Annotated in this window: 12 protein-coding genes; 7 read left to right on the top strand and 5 right to left on the bottom strand. The window is 54.7% G+C overall.

Features of this window, described 5'->3' with window-relative positions:
• Nucleotides 1–137: 137 nt before the first annotated feature.
• Both HMPREF1628_RS08200 and manA read right to left on the bottom strand, forming a co-directional pair.
• Nucleotides 138–1,052, bottom strand: coding sequence for a cation diffusion facilitator family transporter (locus HMPREF1628_RS08200; RefSeq protein WP_034510912.1), 915 nt, complete (start codon nt 1,050–1,052; stop codon nt 138–140).
• 81 nt (nt 1,053–1,133) lie between these two features.
• Complete coding sequence (manA, locus tag HMPREF1628_RS08195) at nt 1,134–2,318, bottom strand: mannose-6-phosphate isomerase, class I (RefSeq protein WP_232219424.1); 1,185 nt, start codon at nt 2,316–2,318, stop codon at nt 1,134–1,136.
• 160 nt (nt 2,319–2,478) lie between these two features.
• Between manA and rfbB the strand changes: the two genes are divergently transcribed.
• On the top strand, nt 2,479–3,480 hold the full coding sequence (gene rfbB, locus HMPREF1628_RS08190; protein WP_034510904.1) for a dTDP-glucose 4,6-dehydratase: 1,002 nt from the start codon (nt 2,479–2,481) through the stop codon (nt 3,478–3,480).
• Nucleotides 3,481–3,996: 516 nt separating this feature from the next.
• On the opposite strand, the gene HMPREF1628_RS08185 is transcribed toward rfbB, so the two are convergent.
• Both HMPREF1628_RS08185 and HMPREF1628_RS08180 read right to left on the bottom strand, forming a co-directional pair.
• Nucleotides 3,997–5,550 carry a TrkA C-terminal domain-containing protein gene (locus HMPREF1628_RS08185; RefSeq protein ID WP_052039025.1) on the bottom strand — a complete coding sequence of 518 codons (1,554 nt, stop codon included), beginning with the start codon at nt 5,548–5,550 and terminating at the stop codon, nt 3,997–3,999.
• A gap of 243 nt (nt 5,551–5,793) precedes the next feature.
• Entirely contained in the window at nt 5,794–7,284 is a 1,491-nt protein-coding gene (locus HMPREF1628_RS08180; protein WP_052039024.1) for a threonine/serine ThrE exporter family protein, read from the bottom strand.
• Between the two features lie 419 nt (nt 7,285–7,703).
• Between HMPREF1628_RS08180 and HMPREF1628_RS08175 the strand changes: the two genes are divergently transcribed.
• Genes HMPREF1628_RS08175 through ilvC form a run of 3 tightly spaced genes read left to right on the top strand, consistent with a single transcriptional unit; the run spans nt 7,704 to nt 11,060 of the window.
• Nucleotides 7,704–9,524 carry an acetolactate synthase large subunit gene (locus HMPREF1628_RS08175; protein WP_084703337.1) on the top strand — a complete coding sequence of 607 codons (1,821 nt, stop codon included), beginning with the start codon at nt 7,704–7,706 and terminating at the stop codon, nt 9,522–9,524.
• Entirely contained in the window at nt 9,524–10,045 is a 522-nt protein-coding gene (gene ilvN, locus HMPREF1628_RS08170; protein WP_034510891.1) for an acetolactate synthase small subunit, read from the top strand. The genes HMPREF1628_RS08175 and ilvN overlap by 1 nt, the downstream gene beginning before the upstream one ends.
• A complete protein-coding gene (ilvC, locus tag HMPREF1628_RS08165) occupies nt 10,035–11,060 on the top strand; it encodes a ketol-acid reductoisomerase (protein WP_198030432.1) in 1,026 nt (341 codons plus the stop codon). The genes ilvN and ilvC overlap by 11 nt, the downstream gene beginning before the upstream one ends.
• A gap of 71 nt (nt 11,061–11,131) precedes the next feature.
• Here the strand turns inward: ilvC and HMPREF1628_RS08160 are convergent, their stop codons facing one another.
• Nucleotides 11,132–12,367: a DUF1015 domain-containing protein gene (locus HMPREF1628_RS08160; RefSeq protein WP_034510885.1), complete on the bottom strand. Its 1,236-nt coding sequence runs from the start codon at nt 12,365–12,367 to the stop codon at nt 11,132–11,134.
• A 156-nt stretch (nt 12,368–12,523) separates the two neighbouring features.
• Between HMPREF1628_RS08160 and HMPREF1628_RS08155 the strand changes: the two genes are divergently transcribed.
• From HMPREF1628_RS08155 to HMPREF1628_RS08145, 3 genes are all read left to right on the top strand, one after another.
• Nucleotides 12,524–13,675, top strand: coding sequence for a branched-chain amino acid aminotransferase (locus tag HMPREF1628_RS08155; protein ID WP_034510882.1), 1,152 nt, complete (start codon nt 12,524–12,526; stop codon nt 13,673–13,675).
• 685 nt (nt 13,676–14,360) lie between these two features.
• The gene (locus tag HMPREF1628_RS08150; RefSeq protein WP_084703335.1) at nt 14,361–15,791 is read left to right on the top strand and encodes an MFS transporter; all 1,431 of its coding nucleotides are present in this window, start codon (nt 14,361–14,363) and stop codon (nt 15,789–15,791) included.
• The gene (locus HMPREF1628_RS08145; protein ID WP_084703334.1) at nt 15,769–17,103 is read left to right on the top strand and encodes an alpha-L-fucosidase; all 1,335 of its coding nucleotides are present in this window, start codon (nt 15,769–15,771) and stop codon (nt 17,101–17,103) included. Before HMPREF1628_RS08150 ends, HMPREF1628_RS08145 begins: the two co-directional genes overlap by 23 nt.
• Nucleotides 17,104–17,349: the final 246 nt, after the last annotated feature.

Here is a 17,349-nt window from a genome sequence, read left to right as displayed (position 1 = left end):
TATCACACTCTAAAAGAGGGGGTTCTAACCAAGTATTTGGTTAGAACCCCCTCTTAAAGCAATCCCACCAACAACGCTAATACTTTGAACACAAATCCCAACATACAGGCCCGGAACCCTAAATAATGGCTGCGTTTCTATTTATGGACTATATCGTCGCGGCTGTGGCGGAATCCCGCTGGTTCTAACTGCAGCGTTGTGTGCGTTAGAGAGACGCCATGGTGTTCGCGCAAGCATTGCTCGGCGTTAAGTAGTACATCAAGACCGTGACCTCGTGCGAAGCACTCGTTGGAGAGAATGATGTGGGCGCTGAACGTATTTTGACCCGTACCAATGGTCGACGCATGCATATCGTGCACGTCCACAACATGCTCGAGACCAAGCAGATGCTTGCGAACTTCATCGAGGTCAAGTTCTTTGGGAGTGAACTCCATCAGAATGCGGCCGGCCGAACGTAGGATCACTACGGCCCTTGGCATAATGAGCATGGCGATAATAAGGCTCGCAATCGAATCTGCCTGATGCCACCCTGTAGTACTAATGATGATTGCTGACGCTATGACCGCAACCGAGCCAAGAGCATCATTTAGAACCTCAAGGAACGCGGCCCGCATGTTTAGATTGTGCTCGCGCGCTCCGGAGAGCACGATAAGGCTGGCAATATTTCCCAGCAAACCTATGATTCCAACCATCAGCAGGCCCATGCCTTCGATTTGAGGAGGAATGATGAAGCGGCGGATCGCCTCTGCCACCGCGTATACGCCGACTCCGATGAGGATGATTGCCTGCATTGCAGCTGCGAGCACCTCGGCCCGCGCCCACCCCCAAGTGCGTTGTTTACTTGCCTGCCTGGCCGCGAGTTTGGCGGCGATGAGAGCCATACCCAAACCAAGAAGATCAGTTAGCACGTGTCCGAGGTCAACGAGGACGGCGAGGCTCGAAGTTACTACAGCGCCGATCACCTCTACAATCATGACCGTTGCAGTGACCCCAAATGCGAACCAAAGTCTGTTGGTTGGCGCGCCTGCTCCGTGGTTATGCTCGTGGCTCACTGTTCATCTCCTGTGCCGTTTCCTTATGGCATCTATCCTAGGCCCTTACCAGCGAGACATACTAAGCGGCTACCTTAGCAACTAGGGTATGAAGCTCCATTTTACGGGAGCCTCAGCGATGGACACGACAGCCACTTTGACAGTGCCGCGCAACTCGAACTCGCCGTTTGCGGGTATCCACATGGCGCTGCCTCTTGCAAACGGCTGTTGATCGACAAAGCCGTTCCCATCTATGGCGACTATGACGGTGTCGGCGCTTGCCGCGCCTCGTAGGCCTCTTTCACTTGCATCCGAAACGTCGAGGCGGAAGTCCTCTACGTCGGGTTGATATGTGAGGACGCTGCCACCACACTCAGAATGCTCAACAGGTTCCACAAGAGTGGGGGTAGAAGAGCGCAGGTTTGCAGTCGAGAGCAACCCTTCGACGTCGACGTGCTTACTTGTGAGGCCGGCACGGATCGTGTTTGCCGACGATGACATAACCTCGAATCCCACGCCGGACAGGTACGAGTGAATCGTGCCAGAGGGAGTGAACAGGGCCTGGCCTGGCTCTAAGTCGACGATGTTCATCAACGCGGCCACGAGCAGAGATGACTGGCCGGGGAAGAACGAGTGCACGAACTCAAGCATGCCTGCGCGTTTAGCAATCGCAGGGTCCGAGTGGCGCGCTAGTTCGCCGCATCGGCGCGCGTATTCCTCCACGTGTTCGATGGGCGGTTTCAACCCGTCGCGTAGAGCTGACGCGGCAGGGCGTTCCAGGCCTTGCTCACGAATTAGCTTGGCAATATGCAAAGAAAGGGGAGTGGATACCTCTTCGTTGAATCGAATGAGTTCTTGCTCCGGGGCAAAACCAACTAGCGTACGCCACGGGGTGAGGGCGAGGAGCATCTCCGGCTTGTGGTTGCGGTCCACAAACACGCGATCAGGTGAGTTCAATGGGATGCCGAGTTTGTTCTCTCGGTCAAACCCTGCTTCGGCCTCTTCGATGGATGGATGCACCTGTATTGAAAGGGGCTTTGCAGGTGCTATCAGTTTTGCGAGGTAAGGGAAGCCGTCAACGTGGGCGCCTTTTCCGCGGGGAGCTACGACGTCTTCGAGGAGCGTTCCATCTTCGAGCTGTGACGGACCGCCGCGGTGGGTGCCGTACCAAATTTCAGCAAGCGGCTCGCCATCTGCAGGCGTGCCACAAAAGTCGTGGAGCGCATGCAGGTCACCCCAGTCGTAACGCATGGGGTAGCCGGAGATTCTACGTGCCGTTGGATTCAATCGATCTCGCTTTCATTACCGGCATTCAGTATAACTAAAAGCCCGTTTCGTCGTGTTTTCGACCAAGCGCGTCGAGCGAGGTTCTGCTGCCCCGTCTGTCCCTACGCTACTTCGCGCTCACTGCGGGGACACCGCTTTGGGATGCATGAGAGAATAGATTATGCACTTGGTTGTCACTGGAGGAGCGGGCTTTATCGGGTCCAACTTCACGTCGTTGGCTTTGGCTAAGGGGGCTAACGTCACGGTGCTAGATGCTCTCACTTATGCCAGTGGCAGGCAGTTCGTTGAGGCAGACATGAAGCTGTATCCGAACAGGTGCAAGCTTGTTGTAGATAGCATCTTGAATCGGGAAACCGTTTACGACCTCGTGCGCGACGCCGATGCTGTGGTCCACTTTGCGGCAGAATCGCACAATGACAATTCTCTACGAGATCCCCTGTTGTTTGTGCGTACGAACGTGGACGGCGCGGCGATGCTTCTCGAGGCCGCCCGCGAGTTCGACGTGCGTTTTCACCACGTCTCAACCGACGAGGTGTATGGCGATCTGCCGTTGAACACCCACCAGAAGTTCACAGAAGAAAGTCCGTACCGGCCATCCTCGCCATATTCGGCTTCGAAGGCGGCGGCAGATCATTTGGTGCGAGCCTGGGTGCGTTCATTTGGATTGCAAGCCACGATTTCTAATAGCTCGAATAATTTTGGGCCTCGTCAGCACGTGGAGAAGCTGATTCCTCGAACTATAACGGAACGTCTGCTTGGTCGGCGTCCGCGCGTCTATGGAACAGGCCAAAACGTTCGCGATTGGGTCCATGTTGACGACCATAACGAGGCCGTGTGGCAGATCCTTCAACACGGGCAGGTTGGCAGGACTTACCTAATTGGGGTGGAACAGCAGCGGTCGAATTTAGAGGTCGTGAAGTGCATCAACACTCTTATGGGCGCTGACGAGAACGACTTCGAGTGTGTTGCGGATAGGCCGGGACATGACCGCAGGTATGCGCTGGATGCGCAGCGGATTCGTGCTGAGCTTGGGTGGGCTCCCACGCGCCTAGGTTTCGAGGACGAGCTTGCAAACACCATTCAGTGGTACGAGCAGAATCGCGCCTGGTGGGAGCCGATGAAGGCTTCCACGGAGCTGTGCCTATTGAAGCAGGGGTACTGAAACCCGCACTTCCGGCCGTCGGTGCCGTTTCGACTAGAACCCCAGCCTCGTCTTCAACGACCGTGAAGGGAAGTGGCAAATCGGGGGATAGTTTTTGCCATTTTGGGTCGGAATACTGTTTGGAATGGTTGCTAGATTCGGTATCCAGAGGGGAAGTGCCGAATCTGAGGGTGGTTTCTGCCAGTTTGGGTCTGAATACTGCGTGAGGCGGTGGCTGTACCCAGGTGTGTGAGGGGAAGTGGCAAATCGAGGGGTAGTTTTCGCCAGTTTGGGTCGGAATACCGTATGAGGCGGTCGCGGGATTAGGTATTCAGAGGGGAAGTGCCGAATCTGAGGGTGGTTTTTGCCATTTTGGGTCGGAATACCGTTTTGCAGCTCACCTCCTTGTGCAGGTGTGCCGATTATAGATGCGTGGCTGGTGTGTGGTAGGTGCGTGGTAGGTGCGTGGTAGGTGTGCAGATGAAAGGGCGGGCAGTTCAAATGAACTGCCCGCCCAATCGCTTATGCGAATGCGGTTTAGAGGCCGCCCAGGACCTGCGCCACGAGGATCTTGCCGATCATCGCGACGGGGTAGATAAGGGCGTAGCCAAGTGCAACACGCGGGTCCGCGTTGGTACGCGAGTTCGCGAATGCGAGCACCGCAGGCTGGGTTTGTGAGCCGCCGAGGAAGCCGGCGAGCTGCGTGCCACCCATATTGAAGATCCACCTCATGACCATGTACAGACCAACGGCCATAATCGAGGTGACCACCATGCCGAGGATGAGGATATTTAGCCAGGAGCCGGATGCGAACGCCTCACCGATCTGGCCACCTGCTACCGTGCCCGCTTGGGCAAGGAAGACGAGCAGACCGAACTCGGAGAGCACCATCGCAGCGGTGTAAGGAATAGCGGTGACAACCTTGCCGATACGTCCGATCTTGCCGAAAACCAGACCAACAATGAGCGTGCCGGCCGCTGAACCGATTGAGAAGTACTCGCCCGACGGAGTAAGGATCGGCAGCTCGCCAAGCACAATGCCGAGCGCCATGCCAAGACCCAGCGCAACCGGGTTGATGTCAGAAAGACCGCGCGCGGAGTCGCCGAAGAACTTGGTGATCTCACGCATCTTCGAGGTAGGGGCTACAACGCGTACGCGGTCACCCTGCTGAAGCACGAGGCCCGGTTCGCCAACCATGTCGATGTCACCGCGGCGCACGCGGGAGATGGTTGCGGAGAACTTGTTACCCATGTCGAGGTCTGCAACAGTGCGTCCAGCCAGCTTCGGGTCGGACACAGTGATGCGACGGAAGTCCAGGTAAGAGCGGTCTTCCATTAGGGAGTGTGAAGAGCCGTGACCAAGCTCGGTTGCAACGCGCGCAACGAGTTCGCGCGGGCCTACAACAGTTACGAGGTCGTCGTGGTTCAGTGAGTCGGACATTGCCGGTTTCTTGATTGGGCCGGTTTCGCCGCGCCTGATTCGCGAGAAGGTTACCTTCTTGCCCATCATTTCGTAGATGTCGCCAACCAGGGGTTTGTCGGAGCGCTCCACGCGGATGGTGCGGTTTGCAAGTGGCGACGGCTTATCAGTGTCGTTCTTGCCGGCGCGTAGCGCCGCCATGGCTGCGATCATCATGCCGATTACGCCAAACAGGTAGGCAATGGAGTAACCAACGGTTGCAAGGCCCGGGTCGCCAGATGCTTGTCCGGCGGCTGCCAGTGCCGGCGTGTTAGTGAGTGCGCCAGCAAAAGTACCGGCAACGAGGGCGATGTCCATGTCGAACACGTAAATGCCCAGGCCGTAGGCAGCTCCTGCAGCAACTATGTAGAGGGCGACAGTGGCCAAGATTGGGCCGAGAGCTGTCTTAATGTTATGGAAGAAGCTCGGGCCAGAGTTAACACCGATTGCAAATGCAAAAACCGCGAGGCCAAGAACGCCAAACACGCCCGGAATTCGGATTTCTACTCCGAGGGTTTCTGCCCATGCGGATAAAAAAATCGCTAGGAATAGAACGGCGGCGGCTCCAAGAGACACGCCTTTAAGTTTGATATGTCCAACGAGCATGCCCACGCCAATCAAGATGAAGAGCATGAGGACCGGCTGCTCGGCAAAGAAGGTGAATATGCTTACCAATTCTTTCTTGTACTCCTGACTAAAACTTTCCGGGCGGTTTCAGTTTCTTTGACACTGTCTTCGCCGCCCCTGGTCTTTCATCGCAGGGTTTCGTTCTGGCGTTTTACGCCATGTAAACCATAGCATGAAGCTGGGCGCACGTTTTCTCGCTAAAACTATGATTGTTGGAGAAAAATTACACTGTGTTTGGACTCGCTTTAGTTAAGCAATGATCTTTGATTTTCTTGGTGAATCAAATGTCCACCCCGGGTCAGTAAGCATGCGTGAGATGGCGAGCCCGACGCCGATAGCGAGGATCACGAATGATACTTCCGCAATCGAGGCGAAGGCAGTGAGCGTTTCTCCTTGGTTGACTGCCGTGATAGCGCGGTAGAACGGCACGCCCGGGATCATGATGACCACGGCTGGTACGGATAGCGTGACGCGGGAAGAGCGGACCTTTGTGGATAGTAGCGCGGCGAAGAGGCCAACCAGCATGCTCATCAGGCCAACCATCGCCTGGTTTGGGTATCCGAGAGAAACCAGCAGGATCCGCAGGGGATTCAAAAGGGCGCTAACCAGGCCTGCGGTTGCGGCGATGGATAGGGGAGTGTTGAAAAGTACTCCAAAAGAAGTAGCGGCAATGAATGTGGCTAGAGCGTTTAATGCCAAGAGTAAGAGCGGTGCGATAACCATTGGTGCACTGGGTTTTACAGACCAGTTGGTTACGAAGGTTACTGCCCAGACGGATACGCCTGCCGCCACCATTAAAATCGCGACGTAGGTTCCTCTTGTAATACCTGCATTTAGGTCTAGGCGTACAAGGTCAAGGATTGCTGTGACCAGCGGAAATCCGGGCACGAGGAAGAGGATTGCAGATACCGCTCCGGCCTGGTGGGTGTTATCGGCGAAGCCGAAAGAAACCATCGTTGAAACCGTGCCGATGTAAATGGAGGTCGCGATCGCGGAACAAGCCATCCAGGTGGCTACGTGGTTAAATCGTTTCCCCAGCATCATGGAGCGCACGTATTGGCCAAGGAAAGCGGCTACGAGTACCGCCAGGCATTCGATGAGGCCGCCCTTGTTCAAGAACGCGAATCCGGCGCAGCCAACTCCTGATGCTACTGCTAGTTGGAGGCGCGAATATAGGTGTGGTTGCGCCGCGATGGCGTCGAGGGCTTGGTCGGCGTCCTCTGCGAGCATGTTGGGACGCAGTGAGCGGGTGAACTGTCTCAGGGCATCGATTCGGGCCGCGTTGACTCCCACCGCGCGCTGTTCTACAACTTCTGTGCGAAACGTGTCCGCTTTGAAAGCCGTGGTGTTGAGCTCCATTAGCGAGGCGTGAGTTTCAAGCTTTTCAATCCCGATGGCATGTGCGAGGCGCTCCATAGATGCTTTGACACGGTAGGAGCCGGCCCCGGCAGCCATGAGCATGCTACCTAGTTTCACAACGACGCTCGTTTGGTAGGCCAAGCGTTCGCGTCTGATGCGGTTCTCCCGCACCTCCTCTTCTGTCAAGGACAGAATCTGAAGTTGCTCGGCTAGTTCTTCCGAATTTTCGGCGGTATTCTCCGTAAGCGCCCTGATGACGTCTTCGGTTGGTTGAGGTGCGGGCGAGGGCTGGTTGTCTGCCACAGCTGTAGCAACATCCTCGCCACCTGTATTGGCCTTGCGAAAGCGGCTCTTGAACGAATGGAATATTTGCCTAGACATAATGTGTATTCTACTTTTTGCGATCTGGGCGAAAAAGTTTGAAGCACGTAAAGGTGCTCACACCACGTGCGGGGCTCGAATCGGCATAACGGCTGGTTCGATCATGACCGAGAGAGTTCGGGCGCCCTGAAAGACGTCAGCATAATTGATTCTTTAGCTCCTAGCGTCGCGCGGACTATGTAGGTAACCGCTCGCGGCTCGCATCCATTATTTGAGATCGTTCATCCCCGGTTTCACGTTTTGCACGCAAAGTTGCGTACTGTGTACCCATGGCTTGTTCAGTTCAGATTGTCTCTTCGCGCCGCGTGATTATTCGTTGGCGTGCGGGCTTTGCTGGATAAAGATAAGCCGCACGCCTTACCCTCGCACCCTAAAAGGTCGAGGGTTTTTTATTGCCGCCCTAGCCTTGGGAGACTGAAGTGAAGAAACAGGGAAGATCTAAGTCGAGGAAACCGCTTCCTAGCTTCGACGCTCATCTTGGTCGCGAACAAGCGTCTAAGCCAGAGCGTATTAGTGGAGCGAGCGCGGTTGTGCGCAGCCTTGAAAAACTGGATGTGACGGATATTTTCGGCATGCCAGGCGGTGCGATCATTCCTGTGTACGACGCGCTTCTTGATTCTAAGAAGCTGAACGTCATTTTGGTTCGCCACGAGCAGGGCGCTGGTCATGCGGCTCAGGGTTACGCGATTTCTACGGGCAAAGTAGGTTGCGCCGTGGTTACCTCTGGTCCTGCTGCAACGAATACGTTGACGGCGCTCGCGGATGCAAACCTCGATTCGGTGCCGATCGTTGTGATCACCGGTCAGGTGGGGGCTAGTTTCATCGGAACCGACGCGTTCCAAGAAGCTGACATTGTGGGCGCGTCTATGCCGCTTGCGAAGCACTCCTTCCTCGTGACGAAGGCCGAGGACATTCCTAGCAGGATTGCAGAAGCGTTCTACCTGGCATCTTCGGGCCGGCCCGGTCCCGTCCTTGTGGATATTACAAAATCTGCGCAAAACGAGATGCTTGATTTTTCGTGGCCACCAAAGTTTGATCTGCCCGGATATCATCCGGCTTCGCGCCCACACAGCAAACAAGTTCGCGAGGCGGCGAAGGCGATTCATGAGGCCGAGGCTCCCGTGTTCTACGTGGGTGGTGGCATGATCCGGTCCGGGGCGAGCGAGGATCTAGCCAAACTGGTCGAGCTGACGGACGCGCCCGTGGTGACAACCCTGCCGGCTCGGGGTGCGTTCCCCGATTCAGACCCGCACAACCTGGGAATGCCGGGTATGCACGGAACTGTGGCTGCTGTGGGGGCACTGCAAAAGGCAGACCTCATTGTTTCTTTGGGAGCGCGTTTTGATGATCGTGTGACCGGTAAGCTGGATTCGTTTGGGCCCCGCGCGAAAGTTGTCCACGTAGACATTGACGCAGCAGAAATCTCCAAAAACCGATACGCCGATATTCCGATTGTGGGTGATCTGGCGTTGACCATGAGCGCGCTCGTGGCCGCTGCAAAACCGTTATATGAGGAGGAGGCCACCAACCTGTCCGGTTGGTGGCGCTACCTGAACCGATTGCGTGACACATACCCGCTGGGTTACGAAGAACCAGGCGATGCTATGGCCCCGCAGTACGTGCTCGAGCGACTATCCGAGGTAGTTGGGCCGGACGCCATCTACACGACGGGCGTAGGTCAGCACCAGATGTGGGCGGCGCAGTTCGTCAAGTATGAGAGGCCGCGTAGCTTCATCTCTTCGTGCGGGCTTGGCACCATGGGGTACTGTGTACCCGCGGCGATGGGAGCGAAGGTCGGAAACCCGGATCGGGTTGTGTGGGCGATCGATGGTGATGGTAGCTTCCAGATGACTAACCAGGAGCTCGCCACTTGCACTATCAACAACATTCCCATCAAGGTGGCTATTATTAACAACTCGGTGCTCGGCATGGTGCGGCAGTGGCAGAACCTGTTTTACAACGAGCGCTACTCGCACACCTACTTGAACACTTCGGAAGCACAGATTCCGGATTTCTTGAAACTCGCAGATGCGTACGGCATGGCGGCGCGTAGGGTTACTAGGCCAGAAGAAGTTGATGAGGCTATCGAGTGGGCAATGTCAATCAATGACCGCCCCGTTCTCATCGATTTTAGGGTGTCGAAGGACGCGATGGTGTGGCCGATGGTGGCTGCGGGCGTCTCCAACGATGAGATAAATTACGCGCGCGGTATCGCGCCTGAGTGGGAAGAGGACGTCTAATGAGTGAAATCCGTACACTTTCGGTGCTCGTTGAGAACAAGCCGGGCGTGCTCATGCGCGTTGCCTCCCTGTTTGCGCGCCGCGCGTTCAACATCCGTTCGCTTGCAGTAGGTGAGACCGAGCATCCGGAGATCTCCCGCATGACCGTGGTGGTGGAGGTGGATAAGCATCCGCTGGAGCAGATCACGAAGCAGCTGAACAGGCTGGTGAATGTGCTGAAGGTCGTTGACGTGTCGGCCTCCCCCTCGGTAACGCGCCAGCTGGTGCTGTTTAAGGTGCATGCGGATGACGAGCGCCGCACCGCGGTGCTTCAAATCGTTGAGCTTTTCCGAGCTCACGTAGTTGATGTTTCCCCCACCTCGGTTGTTATTGAGGCCGTGGGGGATAGTGAAAAAGTTAACGCACTTCTCACTGCGCTTGAACCTTATGGCGTTTGTGAGATCGTTCAATCAGGGACCCTGGCGATTGGTCGAGGTCCGCGTTCCATAACCGATCAGCTAAAGGAGAAAGATCGTGGCTGAAATTTTCTATGACGACGACGCCGACCTATCCGTCATTCAGGGGAAGCGCGTAGCGATTATTGGCTATGGCTCCCAGGGACACGCTCATGCGCTTAACCTGCGTGATTCGGGTGTTGAGGTCGTGGTTGGCCTGCGCGAGGGTTCTAGCTCGTGGCAGAAGGCTGCTGAAATGGGGCTGCGTGTAGCCACGATTGCTGAGGCTGTGAAGGTTGCGGATGTGGTTATGATCCTCACGCCGGACCAGGTGCAGCGCGTGGTTTATGCACAGGAGATTGAGCCGAACTTGAAGGACGACGCTGCTCTATTCTTCGCGCACGGCTTCAACGTTCGTTTCGGCTACATTGCGCCAAGTGCGGGTCACGACGTCTGTATGGTTGCTCCGAAGGGCCCGGGCCACACGGTTCGCCGCCAGTTCGAAGAGGGTAGGGGCGTGCCCGCGATTGTTGCGGTAGAAAACGACGCGTCCGGCCAGGCCTGGGACGTTGCGCTTTCCTACGCTAAGGCCATCGGCGCTACTCGCGCAGGTGCAATCAAGACAACGTTCAAGGAAGAGACCGAAACGGACCTGTTCGGCGAGCAGTCCGTGCTGTGCGGCGGCGTATCGCAGCTGATTACCTACGGTTTTGAGGTGCTGACCGAGGCCGGTTACCAGCCTGAGATCGCTTACTTTGAGGTGCTCCACGAAATGAAGCTGATCGTGGACCTCATTAACGAGGGAGGCCTTACGAAGCAGCGCTGGTCTTGTTCCGACACGGCAGAGTACGGCGATTACGTGTCCGGTAAGCGCGTGATCACGCCTGATGTGAAGGAAAACATGAAGGCCGTGCTCGCTGATATTCAAAACGGCACTTTCGCAAAGCGCTTCATCGCCGACCAGGATGCGGGTGCACCCGAGTTCTTGCAGCTACGCAAGGAGCACGAGTCGCACTCGATCGAACAAACTGGCCGCGAGCTTCGCAAGGCTTTCGGTTGGACAGATGAGGACGAGGACTACACGGGAAGCGCAGCGCGCTAAACCTGGCTTTAAGTAGAAGTATGGGAGCACTTGCAAGTGCTCCCATACTTTCTATTTAGTAACCCTTTAATCTACGAGATTTGCCTGGTCTCCAGGTAATAGCGTTTCTCGTTGGCCTCTCCCAGCGAAAATGATTTGCGCGGCATAGCCCCCTGTTTTGCCACGTATTCAAATAGGGAAGATCGATCCAACGCCGGCAGGTCAATACCGAGCGCATCTTCCTCATTTACGAGGCGGACAAGTTCTTCCTCGCCGTGAATGTACTCGCATGCATGGGCCGGGTCTAACCCAAGATCACTAATCAGCTGGTCAATTAGCTCTTGTACCGGTTCAACCACAAGAGCACCCGGTTGAACGAGCTCTAACGTGTGACGCCCGCTCGCGGTGAGAAGATCAAGCGAGACAACCTCGCCGTCATGGCTTTCGTTCCATTTGGCCGCAGCATCTTGCAGTTGCTGCGCCGAAATGCCGCGCAAAAGGCGGTGGATCGGCTCCATGACTAGGCCGTCATCATGCACGTTTATAAGTTCAACCAGTGCGAATCTTGCCGGATGACTTGCAAGCTCAGATGGCGAAAGCGTGGGCTTTAGGTGCTCCCAGTGAGACTTCGCGGCCGCAAGCGAATGGTTACCATCGCCCACAATAAAACGGAAACCGTGGCGCTCCTCAAGTCCATCAAGCACCCTCTTGATGGACGCCCACAGCTGGGAATCACCGGGGATGTGCCAGCCCTTGACGCTACCGCCTTCCTTCATCAGGTCGGTACTATACAGCGGGCTTAGCGTGGCAGGATAAATGAGTTTTTGGACCTCGAAGTTGGGGTCATCGTAGAGAACTTGCACGTGCGGAAGTTCCAGTGCGGCGCCACGGCGCACGGCCTCGCGGGCGGGAATACGCTCCAAAACAGTGGCTTCGGAGGCGCGTGCATCAACTTCTTGGCCAGTGTAGGAATAGGTTTCGAGGTCGAGCGCAAGCACGAGGCTGCGGCGTTTTTCTACGTAGGGTGTTGCTCGCTCCGTGTAGATAACGGTGTTTTCAACCACCTCAATATGGGAGTCAAGGTATTCGTGCATGGCGGCATGGGCGGCCTTCACGCGCGCTTGCAACTCCTCTTCGGTTTCGATCGCCAAATAGACTTCTGGCACGATCATGCGCAAGGTGGATGGCGCGTTGCCTACTATCTGTTCAACTTCGCTCCAATATGCGGGTGAGGCGGAAAACTGATCCGCGGCAATCACACACCATTTGTATAGGTCCGCTTCTTTTGGCAGGCCAATGTTTGCGGGGAAAACTTGAGCAGTGGTCAAGGCGACTCCTTAAGCTGACTTCCTCCATCATCGCAGATCGGGCAGGGCCTTGTTGGGCCGTATCGAAAGGTAGAGCGTTCACGCTGTGACCACTGCCGGTGCCAGGGGAACGCGATACCTAAAATAGACTTAAATCGAAGTGAGGAAGGAAGCATCATGAGCGACGGGCTAAGCCATAACATGACGGCGTTGGAAACCGAGGGGGCACGGGCGCTACCAGCGGCCAAGGACGTGGCACAACGTTTTGAAGTACAGCCACATCCGGCGCCTGCGAGCGAGGAAGCCTGGGCGAAGGCAATGGATGACCTGAGCTTCGGTGCGGCCTATTCGGACCACATGGCCCGCGCGATTTGGACGAGGGGGCAGGGGTGGCACAGCAAGCAGGTTGTCCCGTTTGGCCCACTTACCCTTTCTCCGGCTGCGGCGGTGCTGCATTACGGGCAAGAGATTTTTGAGGGAATGAAGGCATACCGTCACGACGATGGGTCAATCTGGACTTTCCGCCCCGGCTACAACGCGGCTCGCTTTAATGCGTCAGCAAGGCGTATGTGCATGCCGCAAATGGAGGTAGACGATTTTGTGGGTGCGATCTCTGCCCTCGTTACCGAGGACGCAAAGTGGGTGCCCACCCCGTTTGGTTCCTCTCTGTATCTGCGACCGGTCATGTTCGCTTCCGAGGCGTTCCTGGGCGTGCACGCCGCTGCGGAGTACACCTTCTTGACTATCGCTACCCCCGTTGGTCTCTACTTCAAGGATGGTTTAAGCCCCGTATCGATTTGGGTTTCGGATGGCTTCCACCGCGCCGGCCCCGGCGGAACGGGAGCAGCGAAGACGGGCGGGAACTACGCTGGCGCCCTCCTGCCCCAAGAAGAGGCGGCAGATGCTGGATTCGACCAGGTCTGCTTCCTGGATGCGCGCGAGAACCAGTATTTGGAAGAACTGGGCGGCATGAACGTGTTTGTGGTGCGTAGTGATGGTTCGGTGCGCACGCCGAGCCTTACCGGCACCATTTTGGAAGGCTCCACCCGGTCTGCAATTATTCGCCTGCTACGCGACCGCGGAACTCCTGTTTTCGAAGAGAGAATCCGCCTCGCCGACCTAGTTGAAGACATCAAACGTGGGGAAGTGATCGAAATGTTTGCCTGTGGAACTGCCGCGGTAGTAACGCCAATCGGAAGGCTAGCGTCAAAGGACTTCGACCTTGAGATTCCAGGATCGGCGCTCACCTTGTCGATCTACAACCAACTGGTTGGCATCCAAAATGGGCACGAACCAGACCCGTACCACTGGCTCTACCGTTTGGTATAAGTTGCCTTCAAAAAGAAGGATTTACGTAATCAACTGCTAAAAGTAGCTATCGTGCAGGGCAGTTTTATGTGAACAGCGGCTATTTTGGTGGATTCTTCGCCGGATTAGCTGTTGTCTTTGGGAAACTGCCGCGGTGTGCATACAGAAGAAGAAAATTGTGGCTAACCTCCGGTCCGAATCTGAAGACACCGCGGACTGTACTTGTGTGTCCATATAGTCACTAGTCCTTTCCGGTGAGCTAAGAGCTCGACAAGATTAGTATCATCGTGACCATGTGGCGCGGACGGCTAGCTCAGACGATCGCGCTTGGGGAGGGTATGAGAAGCTCTTGGCAGCGAATTCTCAGTTCGGGCACTTTATATCCATTATCACGAGTCTCTAACTCCGCTAATCACCCTACAGGTGTGACGCATGCAATATAATAAGAACGCTACCATTAAGCGCTCCGGGCCGGATTCTGTTAGGCGTATTGTGTAATTAAGGCCGGAATAACAGTGAATTTAAAAAAGTGCTTGCGTTTATAGTTATGGGAGCGGTACCATGAGGGTGCGTCACGCTAGTGCAGTCAACGATGATTCACTAACAATGCGGAAACCGATGAGGACATGCGCGAGACGAAAATAACTCACATCTACAATCGCTGTTGCCTAGGCTCGGGCAAGGATGCCTTGCGGTTGATGCTTCGATGAATAGGGAGATTATGAAAACCGAAAAGCCGCTCTCAGAGCGCGTTGCATTTAAGGAGAAATTAGCGTACGGCATGGGAGATGCCGCAACTGCTTTTTCTGCAGTAAGCGTCTCTAGTTTCTCGATGTATTACTTTACTGATTACGTGGGAGTGTCAGCTGTTCTGCTGGGATCTGTGCTGCTCTTTACGCGTATTTTTGATGCCGTTACAAATATCTTGATGGGATACGTTGTTGACCGTACAAACACCAAGGATGGAAAGGCGCGTCCATGGGTTAAGTGGACGATTCTTCCGATGTTCATCGCGCTGGTATTGGTGTTCGCGATTCCGCGAGGCATGGGAACTGGTCCAACGATTGCCTACATTACGGTTGTTATCAATATTTACTATCTCGTTTACACGATGAGTAATATCCCCTTCGGTACGCTCGGAACCCTGGTTTCGCGCGATCCGCAGGTCCGTTCCGAGCTGAACCTTATTCGCATGCTCGGTTTTTTCGCAATCAATATCGTCTTGTCCTTCACTACGCTGTGGATGGTGGGAATCTTTGACGATGGTAATAATGGCAATCGTGGCTGGATCATCACGATGGTTATCTACGGCATTGTCATGTCCATCATCTTCTGGTTTACGTACTCTATGACGACGGAGCGTGTTAAGCCAGCTGTAGCACAGAATGCGGCCGAACGTGCAGAAAAGGAAAAGCCGTTGCCGCTAGGAAAGTCTCTCGCCCTACTGTTTAAGAACAAGTACTGGATCCTTATCTTTATCATCATGATCCTCACTTGGGTTCTTGTTAGCCTATTCGGCGGCGTCAATGTGTATTACGCTGCACATATTCTGCATAACCCCAGTTATGTAGGCGTTCTAAATTTCGCGTTTACCGGCGCTCTGCTCGTGGGCTTCCTCTGTGTGTCATTTATATTCCGTAAGATTGGTCGCCGCCGCACAATCTTCATTGGCCTCGTAGTGATCGTTGTGTCCTCGTTGGCCATGTTGCTTAACACAACTAACATTTGGTTCCTGGGCGTATTGCTAGTGTTGCGTGGGTTGGGGTTCGCTCCGCTGATGGGTAGTGCGTACGCGATGCTTGCTGACGTAATTGATTACGGCGAGTGGAAGAACGGCGTTCGCAACGAGGGTGTTACCTACTCTGGCGGCACGTTCTCAACCACTATCGGTTCCGGACTTGCGTCCGCAGGTATCGGTTATGTGATTGGTGTGGCGGGGTATGTCTACGAGACGGGAGTCCCCCAGCCAGAATCTGTTCTCGCAGCAATCGAGTCTCTCTTTATCGTGGCTCCTGCAGCTGTAGCAGTGATTTTGATGATCCTGTTCTACTTCTACAACCTTGATCTGTTCAACGAAAAGATCGCTGCGGATCTTAAGCAAGGCAAGTTCGCAAATGACAGTTTGTCAAAGAATTGATCGGAGTATAAACATGGAATGGAATGATCTTGAACGAGACGTGCCTAAGTGGTTTGAGCGCTCAAAGCTCGGTATTTTCATCCACTGGGGAGCGTATTCAGTAGCTGGCTGGGCCGAGCCCACGGCTAAACTGGGTGAAATTCCCGATGATGAAGGATGGTTCGGCCATAATCCATATGCCGAGTGGTATTACAACTCCATTCGGATTCCAAATAGTCCAGCATATGAGCATCATCAAGAAGTGTGGGGTGGTAAGCCATACGACGTGCTTCTTGATGAATGGAAAGCCGAGAAATTTGATGCTCAGGAGCTTGTAGATTTGTTCCGCGACGTGGGGGCGAACTACCTGGTTTTAACAACCAAGCACCATGACGGAATCACCTTGTGGGACGCTCCTGGAACCGGGGATCGCAATACTGTGTCTCGCGGTCCTAAACAGGACCTAGTTGATGCCTACGTGAAAGCTGCTCGTAAATCTGGAATGAGGTTTGGGGCCTATTACTCCGGAGGTCTTGACTGGTGGTTCCGGCCTTTCCCAGCACACCTCACGGGTGAGTCTCTAAACAATACGGATCGCCCAAAGGATGCGGAGTATGCTGCGTATGCTCTAGATCATTTGCAGGATCTGGTTGATCGTTATCAGCCGGATATGTTGTGGAATGACATCAACTGGCCCGATGCTGGTAAAGAACTAAACACGCCGTATGCGTTGGGTAACTTCTTCGCAAAGTATTATGCAGCGTGCCCGGAGGGTGTGGTTAATGACCGCTGGCGTGTGCCGCACGCAGATTTTGTAACCTCTGAGTACATGGCGGACTTGGAGAATGAGTCGAAGGGAATCTGGGAAAACTGTCGCGGTCTAGGGCTTTCGTTTGGATACAACCAGGTAGAAACCTTGGATCATGCGATGTCGCCGGAAGAAATTCTAACAACTTTGGTGGATTTTGCTGCGCGAGGTGGGCGCCTGCTTCTCGGAGTTGGCCCGAAGGCGGATGGAACATTACCGCAATGGCAAGTTGACCTGTTGCTTGCGATCAAGCCGTGGATGAAGGAGTTTGGCGAATTGCTGTCCGGAATCTCACGTGCGGGTAATGCTGAAGTCTCCACCGAATCGTGGCACCAAGTTGCCCAGGGGGATGATGGCGACTACCTGTTTATTGAGAAGCCAGCGGATGGTGATGAAGTCAAGGTGACTTTGCAGCAACCACTCACTTCGGTATCTTCTGAATGGGCAACTGTAACTGAGGGTGATGGTTGCAAGATCATCAAGTTCAATAACAAGGTTGGGCCAGCCGTATTTAAGATTGGCTGACTTCGCTTGATGCCATGAGCTCGTCCTCTGCTTAGGGACGATACGTAGTAGCAGCGATTTGTAGCTCGAGGGCATGTTTTCGAAGTGGTTCGGGAGCATGCCCTCGAGTTTTACTACAGGTGTTTGAGGAGCTACTGACAAAGCGAGTTGTATATTTCCCTAATCACCTGAGATGGCGAAACGCATATCGTCCTCTTAGCGTGTTGCAGACAACTAAATAAGAACGCTCCCAAGATGATGGCTATT

This window comes from Actinomyces sp. S4-C9, from assembly GCF_000758775.1.
Taxonomy (GTDB): Bacteria; Actinomycetota; Actinomycetes; order Actinomycetales; family Actinomycetaceae; genus Gleimia; species Gleimia europaea.
The sequence above is the reverse complement of the archived record's forward strand: the minus strand, read 5'-3'. Positions and strand labels throughout refer to the sequence as shown.